We start from the raw sequence: 20,716 nt of genomic DNA on the forward strand, positions 1-20,716 counted from the left end.
CATTTTATTGTCCTGCGTCACTATAAAAACGCTTCGCATATCGTTATATTGTCGAGTACATAACGCATTGACAGGAGATTCAGATGACAGGTTCTTGGTTACGCGGGGTGGTCGGGGTATCGCTCACGCTGTGCGTCGCGGGTCAGGCGCTGGCGGCAGAGGGGAAAGTGACCGTTTTCGCGGCCGCGTCGTTAACCAACGCGATGCAGGATATCGCCCAGGCGTATAAGAAAGCGAAAAACGTCGAGGTCGTCTCGTCGTTTGCCTCGTCGTCGACGCTGGCGCGGCAGATTGAAGCAGGCGCCCCGGCGGACCTGTTTATCTCCGCCGATCAAAAGTGGATGGATTACGCGGCAGACAAAAAGGCCATCGATCCGGCGACCCGCGCCACCCTGCTTGGCAACAGCCTGGTGGTGGTGGCGCCGAAAGCCAGCGCGCAGGGGGCGATAACCATTGATGAGAAAACCGACTGGACCAGCCTGCTGAAAGGGGGCCGTCTGGCGGTGGGCGATCCGCAGCACGTTCCGGCAGGTATCTACGCCAAAGAAGCGCTGCAGAAACTGGGCGCCTGGGAGACCCTGTCGCCGAAGCTCGCCCCGGCGGAAGACGTGCGCGGCGCGCTGGCGCTGGTGGAGCGTAGCGAAGCGCCGCTGGGCATCGTCTACGGATCGGATGCCGTGGCCAGCAAAGGGGTGAAAGTGGTTGGCACTTTCCCGGAGGCGTCGCATCAGAAAGTCGAGTACCCGCTGGCGATTGTCGATGGCCACCGCAATGCGGCCGTGAGCGCTTTCTATGACTACCTGAAAGGGCCGGAAGCGTCGGCGATTTTTCAACGTTACGGATTTACCACCCGCTGATGTTTCTGAGCGAACCCGAATGGCAGGCGGTGCTGCTGAGCCTGAAAGTCTCCTCCCTGGCGGTGGCCCTGAGTCTGCCCTTTGGCATCTTTTTTTCCTGGCTGCTGGTCCGCCGCACCTTCCCCGGCAAGGCGCTGCTCGACAGCCTTCTCCATCTGCCGCTGGTGCTGCCGCCGGTGGTGGTGGGGTATCTGCTGCTGGTGGCCATGGGGCGGCGCGGGTTTATTGGCAGCTGGCTGTATGACTGGTTCGGCATCAGCTTTGCCTTCAGCTGGCGCGGGGCGGTGCTGGCGGCGGCGGTGATGTCTTTCCCGCTGATGGTGCGCGCCATCCGCCTGGCGCTGGAGGGGGTGGACATCAAACTGGAGCAGGCGGCGAGAACCCTCGGGGCCAGCCGCTGGCGGGTATTTTTCACCATTACGCTGCCGCTGACTCTGCCGGGAATTATTGTCGGCACGGTGCTGGCCTTCGCCCGCTCGTTAGGGGAGTTTGGCGCGACCATCACGTTCGTCTCCAATATTCCCGGTGAAACGCGCACCCTGCCTTCGGCGATGTACACCTTGATCCAGACCCCGGGCGGGGAGGGGGCGGCGGCCCGCCTCTGCCTCATTGCTATCGGCCTGGCGCTGGTCTCGCTCTTGATTTCAGAATGGCTGGCCCGCGTGAGCCGCCAGCGAATGGGAGGATCATGATGCTCGAGCTGGACTTTACCCAGACCCTCGGCAGCCACTGTCTGCAGATCCGTGAAACGCTGCCCAGCAGCGGGATCACCGCCATCTTTGGCGTCTCAGGCGCCGGGAAAACGTCGTTGATCAACGCTATCAGCGGCCTGACCCGGCCGCAGGTGGGGCGGATCGTCCTCAACGGCAGGGTGCTGAACGACACCGCGCAGCGTATCTGCCTGGCGCCGGAGCAGCGGCGGATCGGCTATGTATTTCAGGATGCGCGCCTGTTTCCCCATTATAAAGTGCGCGGCAATCTGCAGTACGGAATGGCGAAATCCATGGTCAGCCAGTTCGATAAGCTGGTGGAACTGCTGGGAATTGCGCCCTTGCTGGATCGGCTGCCGGGCCGGTTATCCGGCGGCGAAAAGCAGCGCGTGGCCATCGGCCGCGCCCTGCTGACAGCGCCGGAGCTGCTGCTGCTGGACGAGCCGCTGGCCTCGCTGGATATTCCGCGCAAACGCGAACTGTTGCCCTATCTGCAGCGGCTGGCGCAGGAGATCCATATTCCGATGCTCTACGTCAGCCACTCGCTGGACGAGATCCAGCATCTGGCCGATCGCGTGCTGGTGCTGGAGGCCGGTAAGGTGAAGGCTTTCGGTCCGCTGGAGGAGGTCTGGAGCAGCAGCGTGATGCACCCCTGGCTGCCGGCGGAACAGCAGAGTACGATCCTCAGCGCCACCGTCGCCGCGCAGCATCCGCAGTACGCGATGACCGCGCTGACGCTGGGGGATCAAATGCTGTGGGTTAACCGGCTCGATCGTCCCGCCGGGGAGAGCGCGCGGATCCGCATCCAGGCGTCGGACGTCTCGCTGGTGCTGGCCCAGCCGTCCGCAACCAGCATCCGCAATATCTTACGCGCCGAGGTGGTTCAGTGTCTGGAGGTCAACGGGCAGATTGAGGTTCAGCTCAGGGTGAGCGGCCATCCGCTGTGGGCTCGAATCAGCCCGTGGGCGCGGGATGACCTGGCGATAGCGCCAGGCCAGCAGGTATTTGCCCAGATCAAAAGCGTGTCGATTGCCGCCTGATCACAGCAGCTGACGGTAGATAAACTCGGCGATGCTGGCGGACTCATTGTCGCCGATGACCACGTTGGCGCGGGCTTTGACGTCGTCCACCGCATTACCCATCGCCACCCCGGTGCCTGCCGCTTCCAGCATACTCAGATCGTTGTAGTTATCGCCGAAGGCCACTACGTTCTGCATCGACAGCCCCTGGTCAGCGACCCACTGCGCCAGGCGTTTGCCTTTGCTGTTGCCGGCGCGAGCGATATCCACCTGGTCGTGCCACGACCATTCGCACTCGAGGCCCAGCGTCTCGCCGACCTCCTGCGCAAAGCGCTGCAGACGGGGAATGTCGTCGTCGGTGAGGGCGAATTTCCATACCGCCTTGACCTCGCGGACCGCCTGCGCCAGCGAGTCGACCTGGCTGAAGACCGGGCGCTGATCCTCCGGTAACGCCTGCGCCCAGTTGCGGGTGCGGATCACATGCCCGGTGGGCTGTTCGTAAAGCATCGCGTCATCCACATAGGCCAGGCCGTGGATCTGCTGTTCGGCGAGCATGGCGGTGAGGCTTACCGCGTGTTCCACCGACATAGGATCGGCCGCCAAAACCTTTTTTGCGTGATAATCATACAAATAAGTGCCATTACAACAAATTGCAGGTGTATCGAGAGCCAGTGCCTGATAAAAAGGATGAATAGCGACGTGATGACGTCCGGTAACGACGATCACCTGGTAGCCCGTCTCTCTGGCGCGGGCCAGCGCTTCCAGCGAAGCGTGCAGGATGGTTTTTTTGCTGGTGAGCAGGGTGCCGTCTAAATCCAGGGCAATCACGCGTGTTGTCATGTGTTATTTCCGGTTGATGTTGAAAAGTGACCTGGCCATGATGGTACACCGCCGTGGCGTCAGGACCAATTTTTCCACATCTGCCGTGAATGTCTGTATGCCCTTTGTGCCGCCGTCCGTCGGTAATTCGGCGGGCGATGCGAGTATCATGGGCGGATGTCTTATAATTTTCAGGGTGCAGTTATCCTGAAAATGAAAAATCCACGTGCAGTGAGGGAAGGAGTAGTCATGAAACAAACCGTTTATACCGCCAGCCCGGAAAGCCAACAAATCCACGTCTGGAGTCTTGAAGCGGACGGCAAACTGACGCTGGTGCAGGTGGTTGATGCCCCGGGGCAGGTCCAGCCGATGGTGGTCAGCCCCAATAAGGAGTATCTGTACGTTGGCGTTCGTCCGGAGTTTCGCGTGTTAGCTTATCGCATCACGCCGGATAACGGGGCGTTGACCTTCGCAGGGGAAGCGGCGCTGCCGGGCAGCCCGACCCACATCTCTACCGATCATCATGGTCGCTTTGTCTTCAGTGCCTCTTACAATCAGGGCTGCGTCAGCGTGACCCCGCTGCAGGATGGTCTGCCGGGCGAAACCATCACCGTGGTGGACGGGCTGGAAGGCTGCCACTCGGCCAATATCTCCCCGGACAATCGTACCCTGTGGGTGCCGGCGCTGAAGCAGGATCGCATCTGCCTGTTTACCCTCAGCGAGGATGGTTTCCTCTCCGCCCAGGAGCCAGCGGAAGTCACCACCGTCGAAGGGGCGGGTCCGCGCCACATGGTGTTCCATCCGAACCAGCAGTATGGTTACTGCGTCAATGAGCTAAACAGCTCAATTGACGTCTGGGAGCTGAAAGACCCGAATGGCAATATCGAATGTGTACAAACGCTGGATATGATGCCGTCTGATTTCACCGGCGTGCGCTGGGCGGCGGATATTCATATCACTCCGGACGGTCGTCACCTGTACGCCTGCGATCGTACCGCCAGCATCATCACGGTGTTCAGCGTGTCGGAAGATGGCAGCGTGCTGGCGGTGGAAGGCTATCAGCCGACCGAAACCCAGCCGCGCGGCTTTAATCTCGATCACAGCGGTAAGTATCTGATTGCCGCCGGGCAGAAGTCGCACCATATCGCGGTGTACGAAATTACCGGCGAGCAGGGGCTGCTGCAGGAGAAAGGGCGCTATGCGGTCGGGCAGGGGCCGATGTGGGTGGTAGTCAACGCCCACTGATCCGTCAGGCGTAAATGAAAAAACCTCGCGTCAGCGAGGTTTTTTTTAACAGAGCGGACAGGCTCTGTCGGAAAGGGGTTGCCCTGGCGGGCCTGAAGCGTGACGGCCTTAGATATCGTCCATGGTGTAGCCGACGACAATCTCCAGCGTTTTACGGATCACGTCTGCGGTCACCACGTCATCGGTGCTTTCCAGCGCCTGAATCAGCCATAAAATAATGGCCTTATTGTTCAGGTGACCTTCTGACTGGAGAATACTGTTAATGGCCAGCGACATCACGGCGGACTCATCAACCAGCTTATCACCGGCGTTACGGAAATAGTCGGAGAGCGCGGTGTCCTGCAGTCCTGCGTAAATATCGGGTTGCTGATGCATAGTCTGTCTCATCACATTCTCACTCTGTGTTATTCACCACGGTTAGGATACTCAGTGGATCTTTTTACCTTCCGGCGCCATGGCGCTTTGCGCCGGCGATCCTCGGGTTTCCCAACGGCCATTGATTTTCTTTACCTGCAAAGGCGCTTGCTTCCGCTGACGGGCAAGCTTCGCGCAAATTTCTTCAATCACGGCAGCGATAACCTTTCTTCGCTGTCGGTCTGACTCTGTCGCCTGCATCAACCGAAGTCGAACCAGCAGGGTCGGGGTGGTAATAGGGCGATTCGTTTTCAGAAGCGCGAGTACCGCCTCGCCGATGATCTCATCGGTGATTTCCTCAGTTTCACTGCTATTCATAACCGTCTCACTGCATGCCACTCTCTCCCTGAATCTGCGAACGGGCATTCAGGTCAGCAGCAGGTTTATGGAAGCGATCGCCCCTCATCTGCTACTGCGGTTGCAACAGGCGACGATCGATGACGTTATTCCTGATCGGCAAACAGCAGACCAATTAAGGTCTGATAGTGACTCTCTTCCTCGGGGGCACGGGCCCGATCGAGGCGGCTCAACAGTTTAGTGCACAGCGCCTTGCGGTTGAGATGACGCCCTTCGTTGAGAATATCCATCACAATCTGACCCAGCGTTTCCTGCTGGGAAGGTAACGATGCTTTGTTGAAATACTGGGCAATTGCGTTCGCTGTATCTGGAATGTAACCATTCTGCTGCATATCTGCTCCTTACATTTCACTCATCTGTTAACTGCCATTAAACTTATACAATAATTGTTAACCTGTACACACAAAGTTGAACAATAATGATTCAGGCATAGTTAAATCATTGATTTTTAATAATTTATTTTTATGTGTTTTGTGCGATTCTGGCTTGTAAAGGTAGGATTTAACGGTGCACGTTGTACAAGAAAAGAAAAATGAAAAAGCCTTGCACAAAAAAGGGATTTTTAGTGTATCTTTTTTGTTAAGACAAAACGTAGTTTTACAAGACGATTAGCCTGATAACTGCTACTGTGAATGCTTACCCTCCCATCTGGAATCACTATGCTAACCACCATCATTTATCGCAGCCATATTTGCGACAATGTCTCATTCAAATCGATCGAGGCCATGGTTGCCAGGGCAAACGAAAGAAATGGGCAGGCGGACGTCACCGGTATTTTACTTTTTAACGGGACGCATTTTTTTCAACTCATTGAGGGGCCTGAAGAAAAGGTTCAGGATATTTATCAGCATATTTGCCGCGATCCCCGCCATTATAACCTGGTAGAGCTTCTGTGCGATTATGCGCCGTCCCGCCGTTTCGGTAAGGTCGGTATGGAACTGTTTGATTTACGGGAACATGATCGCGAGGAGGTGCTGCAGACGGTGATGGACCGCGGGACCACAAAATATCAGCTCACCTATGACGACCGGGCACTGCAATTTTTCCGCACCTTTGTCGAATCAACGGAAAAAGCGAACTATTTTGAGATTCCTTCCGCTGACAGCTGGGTATTTATCCCCGATCAGAATACTTTCTATCCTGATACGCCGATAATTGACAATAAGGAAAGCTGGTCCTTTGCCTTCCAGCCGATCGTCGACCCTTTCGCCTGCGAAATTATTTCGTGGGAAGCGCTGTTACGCACACCGGACGGCCAGTCGCCTGGCGCCTATTTTGCCGGGCTTTCCGGGGACGATATTTATCTCGCCGATCTGCACAGTAAACGCGTCGCGCTGTCGCTGGCCGGGAAATTAGGCTTACGCAATAAGGCGTTAAGTATTAATTTACTGCCGATGACGCTGGTTAAAGCGCCGAACGCGGTGGGTTTCCTGCTCGATCAAATTCAGCGTAATGATCTTATTCCTGAACAGATTATTGTCGAGTTTACCGAACGGGAAGTGATTTCGCGGATGGATGATTTTACCGATGCGGTGCGAAAGCTAAAAGGGGCGGGCATCAATCTTGCCATCGATCACTTCGGCGCCGGGTTTGCCGGGCTGTCGCTGCTGGCGCAATACCAGCCCGACAGAATTAAAATCGACCATGAGCTGATCCGCAATATCCACCAGGATGGACCGCGTCAGTCAATTGTACAGGCGATTATCAAATGCTGTTTTTCGCTGGAGATTGCGGTCTCTGCCGTCGGCGTTGAGCGTGCTGAAGAGTGGATGTGGCTGGAATCAGCCGGTATTTCGCAGTTTCAGGGGAATTTGTTCGCCAGCGCGCGCCTGGGGGGCTTACCCGCCGTCGCCTGGCCGGAAAAAAAATAATCCACCGCGAAATCAGCCAACTATTTTTTCATCTTTTTCCCAAGCGCTGTGAGCCACAACCTGTTATCTTTATCTGTACAAGAAAATAGAGTTGTACAGGATGCCTGAATTCGTTAGTTTAGGTATTAAAGTATCAGGTTGATGTGAGGCTGCTATGGCGTTTTACAGTATCGGTGAAGTCGCCGAACGTTGCGGAATCAATCCGGTCACACTGCGCGCCTGGCAGCGTCGTTACGGTCTACTGAAACCGCAGCGTAGCGAAGGCGGGCATCGGCAGTTTGATGAAGAAGATATCCTGCGCATTGAAGAGATCAAGCGCTGGATCGAGCGCGGCGTATCCGTCGGGAAAGTCAAAGCGCTGCTGGAGGGTGACCTGCCGGCGGCGCGCGACGAATCCGCGCATCTTCAGGAAGAGATGATGTCCATTCTGCGTTATATGCAGCCCGCCAGAATCCGTGCCAAATTACTGGCGCTAAGCCATCAACACCCCGTCGACACGCTCATCGACAGCCTGTTAGTGCCGGTACGTCAGCGTCTGAAGCTCGATCAGAATACCTCTCTGGTGATTAGTAGTTTGCTGGATGGTCTGCTGATTGACTGCGTGGCGCTGTTTCTCGCCGAAGCGCGTAAAAAGAACGGCAGGGAGACGCTGCTGGTGGGCTGGAGCAATGAGGACAGGACGCGTCTGTGGCTGGAGGCATGGCGTCTTTCCCAGCGCGGCTGGCACGTCAACGTCCTCGCCGAACCGCTGGAGTCGCCGCGGCCCGAGCTGTTCCCCGGGCAGCATATCTTCGTCTGGACCGGACGCGCCGCCACCCCTCTCCAGGAAGAGCTGCTCAGCCACTGGCAGGAGCAGGGCTTCAGCATCCATTTTCACGGTAATAATTAATCGCCCCGATCCGCAAAGCAGACCGGGGCTAACGCGCCGGGTTACAGGTGGATCTGGCTCCAGGATTTAAAGGTTTCGCTGCGGCTGATATTAAAAAAATCGGTCCTACCGCTACAGCCGAGCTTTTTAATCAGATTCAGCCGGATCTGATAAATGGTTTTAATATGCAGATTCAGCGACCGGCCAATGCTGGCGACCGCTTCGCCATTGCTGATAAGTTGAATCACTTTCTTTTCCCGCTCGGTAAACTGCACCGAGGCACCCGGCGCCGGGTGGGTTTTATAGTAGCGGGTTGGCTGGTGCAGAAATATCTTTAACTCTTCCGGCGTTGAATTGGCCGGTAAGCGCAGCATAGGCAGTTCACTAAGAAAATTAAGATCGTTGCCTTCGGTTAACAAAATAAATAACGTATCCCGACGATTATAGTTATGCTGCAGTACCGCGAAATAATTGTCGCTGGTAAAGAAAACATGTTTTTTGCGAAAGTAAGATGCCGGCAGACTATTCAGAATCAGCGACATCCCATAGAGAAGAAAACGATTATCAAACCACAGATCGTAATGTTCAGTACGATAGCAGGTATTATGGTGTGACATTTTATTTGCCTCAGTTAGCCGATAGAGACCCAGGCGTGCCGGCACCGCAGGCTTAAGTCTGCTGCCAGCTCCGCGAGTTTAATTAATGATGAAGTTTGCTGTACAGCATATCCAGCGCCTGCAAATAGAGGTCGGAGAGTATTTCATTACTTTCCGTTTGCAGGCGATGCTGAATTTCCGTAATCATCCGCTCATTATTTATCGTTCTGTGCTGCTTAATGAGCGTATTTTCAATATTCTTCATCAGGGCCGAATTGAAGACAAACTCTGCTGGAATGGTATTTTTGATATGCATAGCTCGAACTCTCCCACGTATAACGCAAACTGACAATAAAAGTCGCCACGTACCATTGGTACGCGCCAAGTCACGAACAGGAAATGCAAAACCAGGAACCACCGCCTGACTTGCCGCGCCACCGTTAAACATCCCCGCTTCGTTGCGCAACAAGCAGTTAACACTCCAAACTATAGACGGTGATCCCATTATGTACAACTTTTTTCAGAACTATATGTACAACAGAACGGCTGATTTTTAGTTTGTATTTTTAGTTATTGATTTTAAATGGTTTAATTGCTTGCATAACTTGTACATAAAAGCCGGTTTGTGCAGGATCCACCTGTAAAACTAGCGGGAAGAGGCTGACGACAGGCGTGAGCTCAATGGGAAGGTATTGTGCTGGCTGGCGTGTTGGATGAAATCGCGCCGACGCAGGAAGGGGTACACAGCAACTCTGTCGTCGACAGGTGGCTTTCTTCCGCGTCGGACGCTGATCATAGCGGATATTAGGTGAGGTTTTGTCTGTTTTTTGCACAATCAGGTAAAGAGCAACACATCGGCCATTTCGTTAACGCTTCGGTCGGTTTGTTGGCGGATAAGGCGTGTGCTACGCTTTTTACTAGCGATGCGATGGTTCGGCATCGTTATCTTTCCCCCATTTCCCTGTCGGGTCTTTTACCCCTGTCACGACCGGTAAATACGGCAAAGGCAGTCTGTCTATGGACAGGCGTAGAGGTGTGAGGAGGGGAAATGCGCGGTAAAAGCGTGATGCTCCTGGCCGGGTTAGCGACTCTCGCGCAGGCGAAAGAGATTAACCTCTATTCGGTGAATACCGGTTCCTATGTTTACCATCTGACCAATAATCACGGTCAATATACTGAGAATTTCGAGAACCACTTTTTCTCGGTGGAGCGGAAATTCTCTGACGACTCGAAATACAGCCTGCTGATTGGCACCATGAATAACAGTTTCGACGATCGCTGTCTGGCGCTGGGGGTGAGAAGAGACTGGTACCACAACGGCAGCGGGTGGACCTTCAAAGGCGTTTACGGCTATACCGGCGAATTCTTCTTCGACGCCTTCGAGCATTGCGGCGATCATGGCTCCTATAAAGATTTTAAGGACGCCACCTGGATCGGCTTTTCACCCTATATCTACCATGCTATCCAGTACAACTTTACCGACTATTTCGCCCTTGAGAGCGGCATTATTATTCCCAGCGTGTTTGTGATCAGCATCCAGTGGAGCTTCCGCTAAGTTACCGCGTCGCTTGTTACAGGGTTATCACCTTCCTGAGCAGCGTACTGGAGAGCGCGGCGAGGGAAATGAGCACCGACAGGACAAACGTTAGGGCAATCACTCCCAGCTTGGTGGCTAACGAGTGAATAGGGATCAGCATCACCAGCAGGTGAAAAACGGAGTAGTGCAAAATATAGACCCCGGTCATCGCTTTGCTAACCGTCGCCAGCACGGCCTCCTTCAGCTCGCGGTTCTTTTTAAACTGCACGGCGTTAGCGGCGATCACCAGCAGGACGATCAGAATATAAATCTGCGACCCCGTGAGAATGAACGCATTGCGATCGGCTTTAAACAGCGCGAAGAAAAAGTGGCGTTCATAAAACCAGGTAAATAAATAGACAAAGGGCAGGGCGATAATGGCGGCTTTAATCACCCGCGGGTCGCGTATCCACTCCGTGACCCGCGGATCGTTAAACAACTGCCCGGTTAAATAAAAAAGTAGCCACGTCCACAGACGATACTGCGGCGCCAGGCTGAAAAGATGTCTTTCCGGGTAGAGCACCGAGAGCAGGTCGTAACCATAAGAGCAGCACAGTAGCGTCAGGACCACGGTGAAAAACAGACCGCGCCGCTGGCTGAGCCAGGCAATCAGGGGATGGAAGGTATAGATGACAATCAGGGCGAAAATAAACCAGGGCTGGATCAGGTAGCCGCGCTGGTAAGGCTCCCAGACATAATAGACCGTCACCCAAAACAGAAAGACGATCACCACGCTTTTAATTTTACCAATTTGCCAGTTGGCGTCGTGTCGCGTTTGCGCATCAAGATAGCCGGCAACCACAAAAAACAGCGGCGTGGCGATGGTCGAGACAAAGGTCAGCAGCCCGAGGATCCAGTGATAGTCATAATCAAAGCGATCCCAGGTGTTATAGATGGTGAAAAAAGTCACCGCTGTCATACAGCCGAGTGTCTTAATAATGCTCAGACCGGTACTGTTCATCGTTGAGGCGTCATATCCTTATGGTGAAAGCAGGCGTAAATCACCGGCAGAACCAGCAACGTCAGCACGGTGGCGAAGGCCAGACCGAACATAATCACCACTGCCATACTCTGGAAAAAAACATCGCGCAGCAGCGGGGCAAGGCCAAGCACGGTGGTGAAGGCGGTCAGCAGGATCGGCCGCAGACGAGATGTTGCCGCATCAATGATCGCTTGTCGTTGATCTTTCTCCTGTTTTTGTTGCTCTATCTCTTCCACCAGCACAATGCCGTTGCGGATCAGCATGCCGCTGAGGCTGAGAAGGCCGATTAAGGCCATAAAGCCGAAGGGGATGCCGGTTAGCAAAAAGCCGGGCGTGACGCCGATCAGCGCCAGCGGGACGGTCAGCCAGATGGCGACGGCGTTTTTCAGCGAACTGAACATCAGCACCGTAATGATAAACATCACCAGATAGCCAAGCGGCAGGGTCGTGAACAGCCCTTGCTGTGCTTCACTGGAGTTCTCGGCATCGCCGCCCCATTCGATGTGGTAGCCATGCGGCAGCGTCAATGCGTCAATGCGCGGTTTCACCCGGGCGAGAATATCACCCGAGGTTTGGCCGCTTTGCGGGCTGGGATCGGTCTGGACCGTCAGCACCCGGGTGCGATCCCGGCGGAGAATCAAGGGATCTTCCCACTCCAGGGAGAAGCCATGGATGACGTTACTCAACGGGATATACTGCTGGCGGCTCTGGCTCCAGACCAGCACGTTATGCAGATGGTTGGCATCCTGTCGCTCCGCTGCCGGCGGCCGGACGATCACTGGCAGCAGATCGGCGCCCTCGCGATATAACCCGGCGCGACTGCCGGAGAAATTCATCTCCAGCGCGTTATCAATGTCCTGTTTATCCACCCCCAGCTCGCGCCCCAGCGGTAGGGAGTACTGCGGGCGGATCACCTTGCTGCGGTTCTGCCAGTCGTTACGCACGCTGTCGGTCGCCGGATCCTCTGCGAGAATATCGCTCACCTGACTGGCCAGCGCGCGCAGCGTATCCGGGTCAGGGCCCTTAATGCGCACTTCAATCGCGCTATCCCCGGAGGGGCCGAACATAATGCGTTTGGTGCTGGCGTTCACCTGCGGGTAGTTTCTGGCGATCCAGGTTTCGACGTGGCGGGTGACGGGGGCGATGCCGCGCTGGTCGTCCATCCGCACCATAATCTGCGCGTAGTTGCTGTACTGCCGCTGGCCGCTGTAGGTAAGAATAAAACGCATACTGCCCTGGCCAATGGTGGCGACGGTGGTGACCACCCCCGGCTGGCCGGCGATCGACCGCTCAATATCGCGGGTCATCTGCTCGGTGGCGTTAATATCGGTACCGTAGGGCAGCCACAGGTCGACAAAGAAAATGGGCGTATTCGATGACGGAAAGAAATTCTGCCGCACGAAGGTGAAGCCCCAGATCGCCGCGGCCAGCAGGGCGCCCATCAGCACCAGGGTCAGGGTCTTTTGCTGCAGCAGTATTCGCAGCGTCTGCTGATAGCCACGGTAAAAGCGGCCGCGGTAGGGATCGGCTTTCTCCGCCGGCGCGGCGGCCGGCGGGGCGTGTTTAAACAACCACCACTTAATGAGCACCGGAGTGATGGTCAGGGCGGAGAACCAGCTGAGCATCAGGGAGATCAGCAGCACCTGGAACAGGGATTTGCAATACTCTCCGGTGGAGTCCTGCGAGAGGCCAATCGGCGCGAAGGCGAGGATGGCGATGACCGTGGCGCCGAGCAGCGGCAGGGCGGAGCGGCGGATCACATAGTTAATGGCGCCCAGCAGCGGCGATCCTTGCTGGCGGGCGATCAGCACCCCTTCGACAATGACAATGGCATTATCCACCAGCATACTCAGGGCGATGATTAGCGCCCCGAGGGAGATCCGCTGTAACTCGATCCCCCAGACAAACATGATAAGCAGGGTGCCGAGGACGTTGAGCGCCAGCGACAGGGCGATAATGATCCCGCTGCGTACTCCCATGAACACCAGCAGCACGCCGACCACGATCGCCAGGGCCATCAGGAAGTTGGTAATAAAGCCATTGACCGAGTGGGCGACCTCAGCCGCCTGATCGTAAAAAATGGCGATGTCGATACCCGCCGGTTTGTCGGCGGCCATCTGCTGGAGGCGGGCTTCAAGGGCGTGCCCGACGTCAATGACGTTGACGCCAGGAATAAAAGAGACCCCCATGGTCACCGCCTGGCGGCCGTTGGCATGATAAATACTGGACGGCGAGTCAGTCAGCCCGCGCGACAGCGTGGCAATATCCCGCAGTCGAGTGGTGGCGCTGGCGCCGTGAGGGCTGACCAGCAGATCCCCCAGTTCATCGATGCTCTGAAACTCCCCGGTGGGGTGTAGGCGGATCGATTCGCTGCCAACGCGGATCTCTCCGGCGCTGGACACCACGTTGAGCCGGGTCAGGATAGCGGCGAGCTGGTTGAGCGTGATCCCGCGCGCCGCCATCTTCGCCAGCGAGATATCAACATTGATCTGTTGCGGAATGACGCCGCCGATAGCGACTTTACCGACCCCAGGAACCAGCACCAGCTCCCGACGCAGCTGTTCGGCATAGCGCACCAGCTCGGGGTTGGTAAAACTGTCGCCCGAGATGGCGAAGAAAAAGCCAAACACATCGCCAAAGTCATCGTTGACGAAGGGGGTCACTACGCCAGGGGGGAAAAGTCGGCTGGCGTCACCGACGCGGCGACGTAGCTCATCCCAGATTTGCGGCAGCTCGCTGGAATGGTACTGCGAAGCGATATTCACCGTAATTTGCGATAAGCCATTTGAGGAGATGGAGCTGACGTTATCCAGTGAGGGAAGCTGCTGAATCGCGTTTTCCAGCGGCAGGGTCACCTCCTCCTCCACCTGTTGAGCGGACGCGCCCGGGTAGTGGGTCACGATCACCGCCGTTTTGATGGTGAAGGCAGGATCTTCCAGACGGCCGATATTGAGCAGGGCGAACAGACCACCCACCCCCAGCAGCAGAATGGCTAACCAGACGCGGGTCGGGTTATTAATAAACTGACGGGAAATGTCCATTTATAATCCTCGTTCACGCGTCCAGATCCGCACCGGCTGCCCGGCATGCAGCTCGCTCACGCCCGCCGCGACCACCTCTTCACCCGCGCGGAGACCGTCGGTGATGGCCACTCCCTGCGAGGTCACCTCGCCGACCGTGACCTTGCGCTCCTCAAGAAACCGATGCGCGTTGTCGCCTTTCACCACCCAGACGACCGGTTCATTCTTCGGCCGGTTATCCGGGTTAAACACCGCCTCTACCGGCACCATGAGCGTTTCCCTTCCGGCGGTGGCCGGTAAATTGCCGAGATTGACCGTCACGGTGCCGCTGACCCCGCCGACGGTGGGAAAATCATCCGGCCGCGGCATGGTTAAAATGATCTGCCAGGTAAGGGTGCTGTTGTCGCTGCTGCCGGTATGCTCTTTGTATTCCGCCGTAAATTCGCGGCCCGGCAGGGTATTGATCCTGACGACGGGGCGGTAGGCGGTATTGCGGATATCCAGGGAGGTGAACAGATTTTCGGGAATGCTGAAGACCACATCCAGCAGGTCGGTACGCGTCAGGGTGATCACCGGCTGGCCGGCGGCGACCACCTGATGGTTGCGGATATGCACGCCGGCGGCAATCCCGCCGAAGGGCGCGGTGAGGCTCATTTGCGCCAGCTCTTCACGGGCGATTTTTAAGGCCGCGTTGGCGGCATCGCGATTGGCGCGCTGCACGTCCATCTCCGCCTGGGAAATCGCCTGACGTCCCGCCAGGGTCTGGAAGCGATCAAACTGACGCTGGGCGAGCGTAGCCGCCGTTTGTCGTTCATTGACCCGCTGTTGGGCCTCGCGGGCATTCAGGCGCGCCAGCGTTTGCCCCTGGGCGATGGTCGCCCCCTGGCGAATATCCAGCGATTCCACCTGGCCCCCCCGCTTAAACGACAGCTCGGTGGAGTCGCCAGACTCGATACGTGCCGGAAATGTTCGCTGCTGGGTATTGCCCACGGCGGTCACCTGCGCCACCTTGACCATGCGCGGGGCGGACTCGACGGACGGCGATTTCTGATCGCAAGCGGTTGTAAATAAAATAACAACCGGGATGAGAGAAAAATAACGGTTCACAGTATTCCCCTCAGATTCAGGATTTATTTTACATTTTTATTACGCGGCGCACGCTTATTCGGCGAGGGCGGCGACAACCAGATAGGTGAATAGTCCCACCAGCGTGCAGGCGACAATGGCCAGCGCGACAAATAATCCCAGACGTAACAGGCTATAACCAAACATGATTTTCTCCCTTTACTCCCACCCGAACCGCGAATGTCATTTAATTCGGCCCCCACGGTGACCACCGGACATTCGGAGCGGCACTCCTGCTTGTAATCAGCATAGTCGGAGAAAAGGTGAAGTGTTAAAAAAGAGCATACCGCGAGCGGCAGCGGCACTGTTGGGGAAAACGCAGGAGATCTGCAGGGAATATGTGGTTTTTATAATATTTTTCAGTCTATTAATCCGTCATTTTCTAATGTTAATTTTCCTGTGCTACGTTTAATAACATCTATTCCGCTCGCCGCTTCTGTTGTTGAGATTTCGTTCCTCCCCAAGTATGGGGTTATTCATCACTACGCATTGTATTGGTAATAAAAGGATTATCTCATGTATAAAAATATCGTTGTTCCCGTTGACGTGTTTGATGCAGGCCTGGCCGACAAAGCCCTCTCTCATGCGAAATTCCTCGCCCAGCATTCTTCCGGGCAAATTCATCTTGTCCATGTCATTCCGTCATTCTCTCCGGTGTTAACGCGCGGATTTATCTCTGATGCGCGAAAGATGGAAGACCATTTGATTAATACCGCTAAGGAAAAACTGACTGAGCTGGTCAAAAAAAATGGCCTTGCGGAAGACGCCAGCCATCTTTATGTGCGCAGTGGCAATGTTCGCGATCAAGTGATTGCTCTGGCCGATGAGCTACAAGCGGACGTGGTGATTGTCGGTTCGCGCAATCCGGGGATTCAGACTCACCTGCTGGGCTCGGAAGCGGCCAATATCGTGCGCTATGCCCATGTACCGGTTTTCGTTGTGCGCTGATGACGGCGGGATGTTGTCCTGACTTCCGCTTCAGAAATCGAGGGAGAGAGTATGAATACAGATAAACCGGGGGCGCCCTATTATCAGCGCTCCGTCGAGGAGACGCTCGCCAGCGTACAGAGTTCGCCGGACGGGATTAGCGGAACAGAGGCGGCCACGCGCCTGCAGCAGTATGGCGAAAACGCCCTGCCGCAGAAGCCGGGTAAACCCGCCTGGCTGCGTTTTATTGTGCATTTTAACGATGTGCTGATCTACGTTCTGCTGGCGGCGGCGCTGCTGAAGGCGGTAATGGGCCACTGGATCGACATGTCAGTGATCCTCGCGGTGGCGGTGGTCAATGCGCTGATCGGCTTCATTCAGGAGAGTAATGCGGAAAAATCGCTGCAGAGTATCCGCAATATGCTGTCCAGTGAGGCGGTGGTGATCCGACAGGGCAACCATGAAACCATCCCCACCACCTCGCTGGTACCCGGCGATATCGTGGTGATCCGCGCCGGCGACCGTATCCCCGCCGATTTACGGGTGATTGAGGCGCACAACCTGCGGGTGGAAGAGGCGATCCTCACCGGCGAGTCGACGGTGGTGGAAAAAACCACCGAGCCGCTAAGCGGCGATTTACCGCTTGGCGATCGCAGCAACCTGTTGTTTTCCGGGACCACCGTCAGCTCAGGGGCGGGGAAAGGGATCGTGGTGGCCACCGGCGGCGATACCGAGCTGGGCCACATCAACCAAATGATGGCGGGCATTGAGAAGCACCGCACGCCGCTGCTGGTGCAGATGGACAAGCTGGGCAAAGCCATCTTCATCCTGATTCTGGTGATGATGGCGGCGCTGTTCGTCTTTAGCCTGCTGTTCCGTGATATGCCGGTCTCCGAACTGATGCTGTCGTTGATTAGCCTCGCGGTGGCCTCGGTCCCGGAAGGGTTGCCGGCGATTATCTCGATTATTCTGTCGCTCGGCGTGCAGGCCATGGCCCGCCAGAAAGCGATTATCCGCAAGCTGCCGACGGTAGAAACCCTCGGCGCGATGACCGTTATCTGTTCGGATAAAACCGGGACCCTGACCATGAACGAAATGACGGTGAAGGCGGTGATCACCGCGGACAGCGTCTATCGGGTGGAAGGGGACAGCTATGAGCCGGTCGGTAAAATCCATGCTATCGACGACCCGTCGCCGGTTGCGGTGGCGCCAGGATCGCTTCTTGAGCGCTATCTGCGCACCATCGATCTGTGTAACGACAGCCAGCTTATCAAAGAGGAAAGCGGGCTGTGGAAAATCACCGGCGGCCCCACCGAGGGGGCATTGAAGGTGCTGGCGGCGAAGATAACCCTGTCGCCGCAGCCCAGCGAGCTGCGCAGTAAAATTCCTTTTGATTCGCAATATAAATACATGTCGACGCTTTACCGGCTGGGCGAAGAGGAGGTGGTGCTGGTCACCGGCGCGCCGGATGTTCTGTTCCGCCTGTGCCAGTATCAGCAGAGCGACAGCGGGTTGCAGCCGCTGGATCTCCCGTACTGGGAAAGCAAAATTGAAGAGTACGCCCGGGAGGGGCTGCGAATGGTGGCCGCGGCCTGGAAGCCGGCTGCCGCAGGCCAGACCGAGCTGACCCATCAGGATCTACAGCAGGGGGTCATTTTATTAGGGGTTGCCGGGATGATGGATCCGCCGCGTCCGGAAGCGATCACGGCGATTGCCGACTGCCTGCAGGCCGGGATCCGCGTGAAGATGATCACCGGCGACCACCCGCAAACGGCGATGAGCATCGGCAAAATGCTGGGGATTGGCAATGCGGGGAACGCCATTACCGGGCGCGAGCTGGAGGTGATGGACGACGCGCAGCTGAGCGTGGCCGCGCAGCAGTTCGATATCTTCGCCCGCACCAGCCCGGAAGATAAGTTCCGTCTGGTGCAGGCTCTACAGAGCAAGAAAGAGATTGTCGGCATGACCGGAGACGGGGTGAACGATGCCCCGGCGCTGAAGCAGGCTGACGTCGGCGTGGCGATGGGGATCAAGGGGACCGAGGTGACCAAGGAAGCCGCCGATATGGTGCTGACCGATGATAACTTCGCCACCATCGCCAGCGCGGTCCGCGAGGGGCGCCGGGTGTATGACAACCTGAAAAAAACCATTCTTTTTGTCATGCCGACCAACCTTGCGCAGGGGTTACTGATCGTGATCGCGCTGCTGGCGGGCAACGTACTGCCGCTGACGCCGGTGCTGATCCTGTGGATGAACATGGCCACCTCCGCCACGCTGTCGTTTGGTCTGGCGTTTGAAGCCGGTGAGAAAAATATTATGCGGCGGCCGCCGCGCGACCCGAAACTGCACGTGATGGACGGCTTTGCCATCTGGCGCGTGGCGTTTGTGGGGTCGATGATTGCGGTCAGCGCTTTTATTCTCGAAGCCTGGCTGCAGCCGCGCGGCTATTCGCCGGAGTTTATCCGTACCGTGCTGTTGCAGACTCTGGTCACCGCCCAGTGGTTCTATATGCTGAACTGCCGCGTGTCGGATGGTTTCTCGTTGACCAAAGGTCTGCTGGCTAACAAAGGGATCTGGATCGTCAGCGGCGTGCTGCTGGTGCTGCAGCTGCTGATTATCTATGCACCGTTTATGCAGATGCTGTTCGGCACCACCGGGCTGCCGTTCCGCTACTGGGTGATCACCTTTATCATCGGCTTCGCCATGTTCCTGATTGTGGAGCTGGAAAAACCGCTGACCCGCAAATGGCGAACCGCCTGACGGCGTGAAGCGTTGAACGAAAAAGGAAAGAGGGGGCATCGCCCCCTCTTTTTATTGTGCTGTGCCGGTATCGCGATTTATTGTTTCGGCTCGGCGACCACGCTGCTTCCCACGCCGCGGTTGTTATATTCCCACATACGGTTGAAGCCGTTGTCGTTGAGGTTGCGCTGCAGATTGCCTTTGTCATCCGCGCTGCCGGTATTGCCGCTGAACGGACGGCCGGAGCCTACCGCCGCCGCCCACGGCTGGGCGATGTTAAAGCCTTCATTGATGGCGCTGTCGCGGATCACGACCTGGCCGTTGCTGTTGCCGTCAACGTCCAGCGCGCGGCCGAGTTGCGCGACGTTATCCCCGGAGGCGGTGAAGCGGCTGTTGGTCGCCAGGAAGCCGTAGGTCACGCTCTTCAGGGTGGCCGGCGCGAAGACGTAGGCTTCTTTCTGAGTACGCGAGTTCACCACGCGGAAGTCGGTGTTATCAAACACCACGGCGCCGCGGCCAGAAACGATATCCACGTCGCCTTCAATATAGCTGTTCGTCACCAGGGTGCGGGTCTGACGGTTGTCCTGCAGACGGTTCTGCACGCCGCTGTTGGTCACGAAGAAGGTGTTCTGGCGACCAAGAATGTTCACTTTATCGATCTGCACCTGGTCGCCATCGCTGCGCAGGGCAACGGCCTGGTGGGTGCCGGCATCGACGCTGTCGCCCAGGTTGTTGGCGATGGTCAGGTTCTGCAGCTGCAGGCCGTTATTCTGCGACCAGAAGACCGCGGAGCACATCACGCCGACGGTGGCGGTGGATTTGCTCTGGCAGCTGTCGAACATATACCACGCTGGTTTGCCCGGCATGTATTTGCCACCCGGATTGACCAGACGACGCCAGGTGTTGCGATCCATCTCGGAATCAATGGCTTCGCTGATCTTCACGTCGATCGGTTTATCGCCGGTACCATACAGGGTCAGGGCGCCCGGCGCCGCCGGAACGTAGACGGTGCCCGGGTATTCGCCCGGCATGATGGCGATAAACAGACGACGGTTAGAGTGGCGGGCAATCGCCGCATCCACCGCCGCCTGGACGGTGGTATGCGTCACGCCCTGGGTTCCCGCCGGGCCGACGATAAAGTCAGGCTGCGCCGGCAGGCTGATGGCGGACGGCGTCCAGGCCGCGGCATTGGGGGTCAGCGACTGGAAATAGGCCGCCTGGGTAAAGTTTTTCGCTTCATCGGCGTTCAGAATGGGACGCGCGCTGGTGCCCGGTGCAGTCTGCGTTGAGGGCTGTTGATCGGCAGGCGTCGAGCTACAGGCGGACAGCGTCACGCCGAAGGCCAGCGCCAGCGCCAGACGGGAAACGGAATATGTGTTCATGTTGCTCCGGGCAAAATTAAGCGTAGTGAAATACCCCGGCTGAGACGCCAGGGTATAAGTCCTTTAAAACCTGCTGTTTTATACTAACTTGAACGAAACGGGAAGACGTGGGCTGAAAAACTTACCTTCTTTACGCAATACGCCGCGTCGCCGGACGGTCTCCAGTCACAAATAAATAACATTTACTCGCGCTTTTGTTGACATTCCCG

19 protein-coding genes are annotated in these 20,716 nt (G+C 56.6%); 9 read left to right on the forward strand and 10 right to left on the reverse strand.

The genetic code is table 11. The features are described from left to right. Positions 1 to 83 precede the first annotated feature (83 nt). The 3 genes from modA to modC are packed head-to-tail and all read left to right on the forward strand — an operon-like array spanning position 84 to position 2,607. Entirely contained in the window at positions 84 to 857 is a 774-nt protein-coding gene (modA, locus tag ABLV54_RS07865; RefSeq protein WP_023288888.1) for a molybdate ABC transporter substrate-binding protein, read from the forward strand. Then, positions 857 to 1,549 carry a molybdate ABC transporter permease subunit gene (gene modB / locus ABLV54_RS07870; protein WP_023288889.1) on the forward strand — a complete coding sequence of 231 codons (693 nt, stop codon included), beginning with the start codon at positions 857 to 859 and terminating at the stop codon, positions 1,547 to 1,549. Before modA ends, modB begins: the two co-directional genes overlap by 1 nt. Next, a complete protein-coding gene (modC, locus tag ABLV54_RS07875; protein ID WP_023288890.1) occupies positions 1,549 to 2,607 on the forward strand; it encodes a molybdenum ABC transporter ATP-binding protein ModC in 1,059 nt (352 codons plus the stop codon). The genes modB and modC overlap by 1 nt, the downstream gene beginning before the upstream one ends. On the opposite strand, the gene ABLV54_RS07880 is transcribed toward modC, so the two are convergent. Beyond that, positions 2,608 to 3,426: a pyridoxal phosphatase gene (locus ABLV54_RS07880; RefSeq protein WP_050532968.1), complete on the reverse strand. Its 819-nt coding sequence runs from the start codon at positions 3,424 to 3,426 to the stop codon at positions 2,608 to 2,610. Between the two features lie 228 nt (positions 3,427 to 3,654). On the opposite strand from ABLV54_RS07880, the gene pgl reads away from it, so the two are divergent. Next, positions 3,655 to 4,650 (forward strand): 6-phosphogluconolactonase, encoded by a 996-nt coding sequence (gene pgl, locus ABLV54_RS07885; protein ID WP_023288892.1) that lies wholly within the window; start codon positions 3,655 to 3,657, stop codon positions 4,648 to 4,650. 108 nt (positions 4,651 to 4,758) lie between these two features. On the opposite strand, the gene ABLV54_RS07890 is transcribed toward pgl, so the two are convergent. From ABLV54_RS07890 to ycgZ, 3 genes are all read right to left on the reverse strand, one after another. Then, positions 4,759 to 5,025, reverse strand: coding sequence for a biofilm development regulator YmgB/AriR family protein (locus tag ABLV54_RS07890; protein ID WP_004886050.1), 267 nt, complete (start codon positions 5,023 to 5,025; stop codon positions 4,759 to 4,761). 51 nt (positions 5,026 to 5,076) lie between these two features. After that, positions 5,077 to 5,382: a hypothetical protein gene (locus tag ABLV54_RS07895; protein WP_023288893.1), complete on the reverse strand. Its 306-nt coding sequence runs from the start codon at positions 5,380 to 5,382 to the stop codon at positions 5,077 to 5,079. Positions 5,383 to 5,507: 125 nt separating this feature from the next. Further along, positions 5,508 to 5,753 carry a regulatory protein YcgZ gene (ycgZ, locus tag ABLV54_RS07900; protein ID WP_023288894.1) on the reverse strand — a complete coding sequence of 82 codons (246 nt, stop codon included), beginning with the start codon at positions 5,751 to 5,753 and terminating at the stop codon, positions 5,508 to 5,510. A 327-nt stretch (positions 5,754 to 6,080) separates the two neighbouring features. Between ycgZ and ABLV54_RS07905 the strand changes: the two genes are divergently transcribed. Together ABLV54_RS07905 and ABLV54_RS07910 are read left to right on the forward strand one after the other, a co-directional pair. After that, a complete protein-coding gene (locus ABLV54_RS07905; protein WP_023288895.1) occupies positions 6,081 to 7,292 on the forward strand; it encodes a diguanylate phosphodiesterase in 1,212 nt (403 codons plus the stop codon). Between the two features lie 154 nt (positions 7,293 to 7,446). Then, positions 7,447 to 8,181, forward strand: a complete 735-nt coding sequence (locus tag ABLV54_RS07910; protein WP_050532967.1) for a MerR family transcriptional regulator — start codon at positions 7,447 to 7,449, stop codon at positions 8,179 to 8,181. A gap of 41 nt (positions 8,182 to 8,222) precedes the next feature. Here the strand turns inward: ABLV54_RS07910 and ABLV54_RS07915 are convergent, their stop codons facing one another. Both ABLV54_RS07915 and ABLV54_RS07920 read right to left on the reverse strand, forming a co-directional pair. Beyond that, complete coding sequence (locus tag ABLV54_RS07915; protein WP_017899620.1) at positions 8,223 to 8,777, reverse strand: helix-turn-helix transcriptional regulator; 555 nt, start codon at positions 8,775 to 8,777, stop codon at positions 8,223 to 8,225. 82 nt (positions 8,778 to 8,859) lie between these two features. Next, complete coding sequence (locus ABLV54_RS07920; RefSeq protein ID WP_050532966.1) at positions 8,860 to 9,072, reverse strand: biofilm development regulator YmgB/AriR family protein; 213 nt, start codon at positions 9,070 to 9,072, stop codon at positions 8,860 to 8,862. Between the two features lie 732 nt (positions 9,073 to 9,804). Between ABLV54_RS07920 and ABLV54_RS07925 the strand changes: the two genes are divergently transcribed. Next, on the forward strand, positions 9,805 to 10,311 hold the full coding sequence (locus ABLV54_RS07925; RefSeq protein WP_050532965.1) for a hypothetical protein: 507 nt from the start codon (positions 9,805 to 9,807) through the stop codon (positions 10,309 to 10,311). 16 nt (positions 10,312 to 10,327) lie between these two features. Here the strand turns inward: ABLV54_RS07925 and ABLV54_RS07930 are convergent, their stop codons facing one another. From ABLV54_RS07930 to ABLV54_RS07940, 3 genes are read right to left on the reverse strand one after another with little or no spacing between them, the layout of a single operon-like run. Next, entirely contained in the window at positions 10,328 to 11,251 is a 924-nt protein-coding gene (locus ABLV54_RS07930) for an acyltransferase family protein (protein WP_072096501.1), read from the reverse strand. A 38-nt stretch (positions 11,252 to 11,289) separates the two neighbouring features. Further along, the gene (locus ABLV54_RS07935; RefSeq protein ID WP_050532964.1) at positions 11,290 to 14,355 is read right to left on the reverse strand and encodes an efflux RND transporter permease subunit; all 3,066 of its coding nucleotides are present in this window, start codon (positions 14,353 to 14,355) and stop codon (positions 11,290 to 11,292) included. After that, on the reverse strand, positions 14,356 to 15,441 hold the full coding sequence (locus ABLV54_RS07940; protein ID WP_050532963.1) for an efflux RND transporter periplasmic adaptor subunit: 1,086 nt from the start codon (positions 15,439 to 15,441) through the stop codon (positions 14,356 to 14,358). A gap of 534 nt (positions 15,442 to 15,975) precedes the next feature. Here ABLV54_RS07940 and ABLV54_RS07945 point away from each other — a divergent pair. Continuing rightward, complete coding sequence (locus ABLV54_RS07945; protein WP_049013653.1) at positions 15,976 to 16,407, forward strand: universal stress protein; 432 nt, start codon at positions 15,976 to 15,978, stop codon at positions 16,405 to 16,407. A 51-nt stretch (positions 16,408 to 16,458) separates the two neighbouring features. Continuing rightward, a complete protein-coding gene (locus ABLV54_RS07950) occupies positions 16,459 to 19,146 on the forward strand; it encodes a cation-transporting P-type ATPase (RefSeq protein ID WP_050532962.1) in 2,688 nt (895 codons plus the stop codon). Between the two features lie 77 nt (positions 19,147 to 19,223). Here ABLV54_RS07950 and ABLV54_RS07955 read toward each other — a convergent pair whose 3' ends face one another. Then, complete coding sequence (locus ABLV54_RS07955) at positions 19,224 to 20,507, reverse strand: putative acyl-CoA thioester hydrolase (RefSeq protein ID WP_050532961.1); 1,284 nt, start codon at positions 20,505 to 20,507, stop codon at positions 19,224 to 19,226. Positions 20,508 to 20,716: the final 209 nt, after the last annotated feature.

The organism is Klebsiella sp. JB_Kp042 (assembly GCF_040065275.1).
Lineage (GTDB): Bacteria > Pseudomonadota > Gammaproteobacteria > Enterobacterales > Enterobacteriaceae > Klebsiella > Klebsiella quasipneumoniae.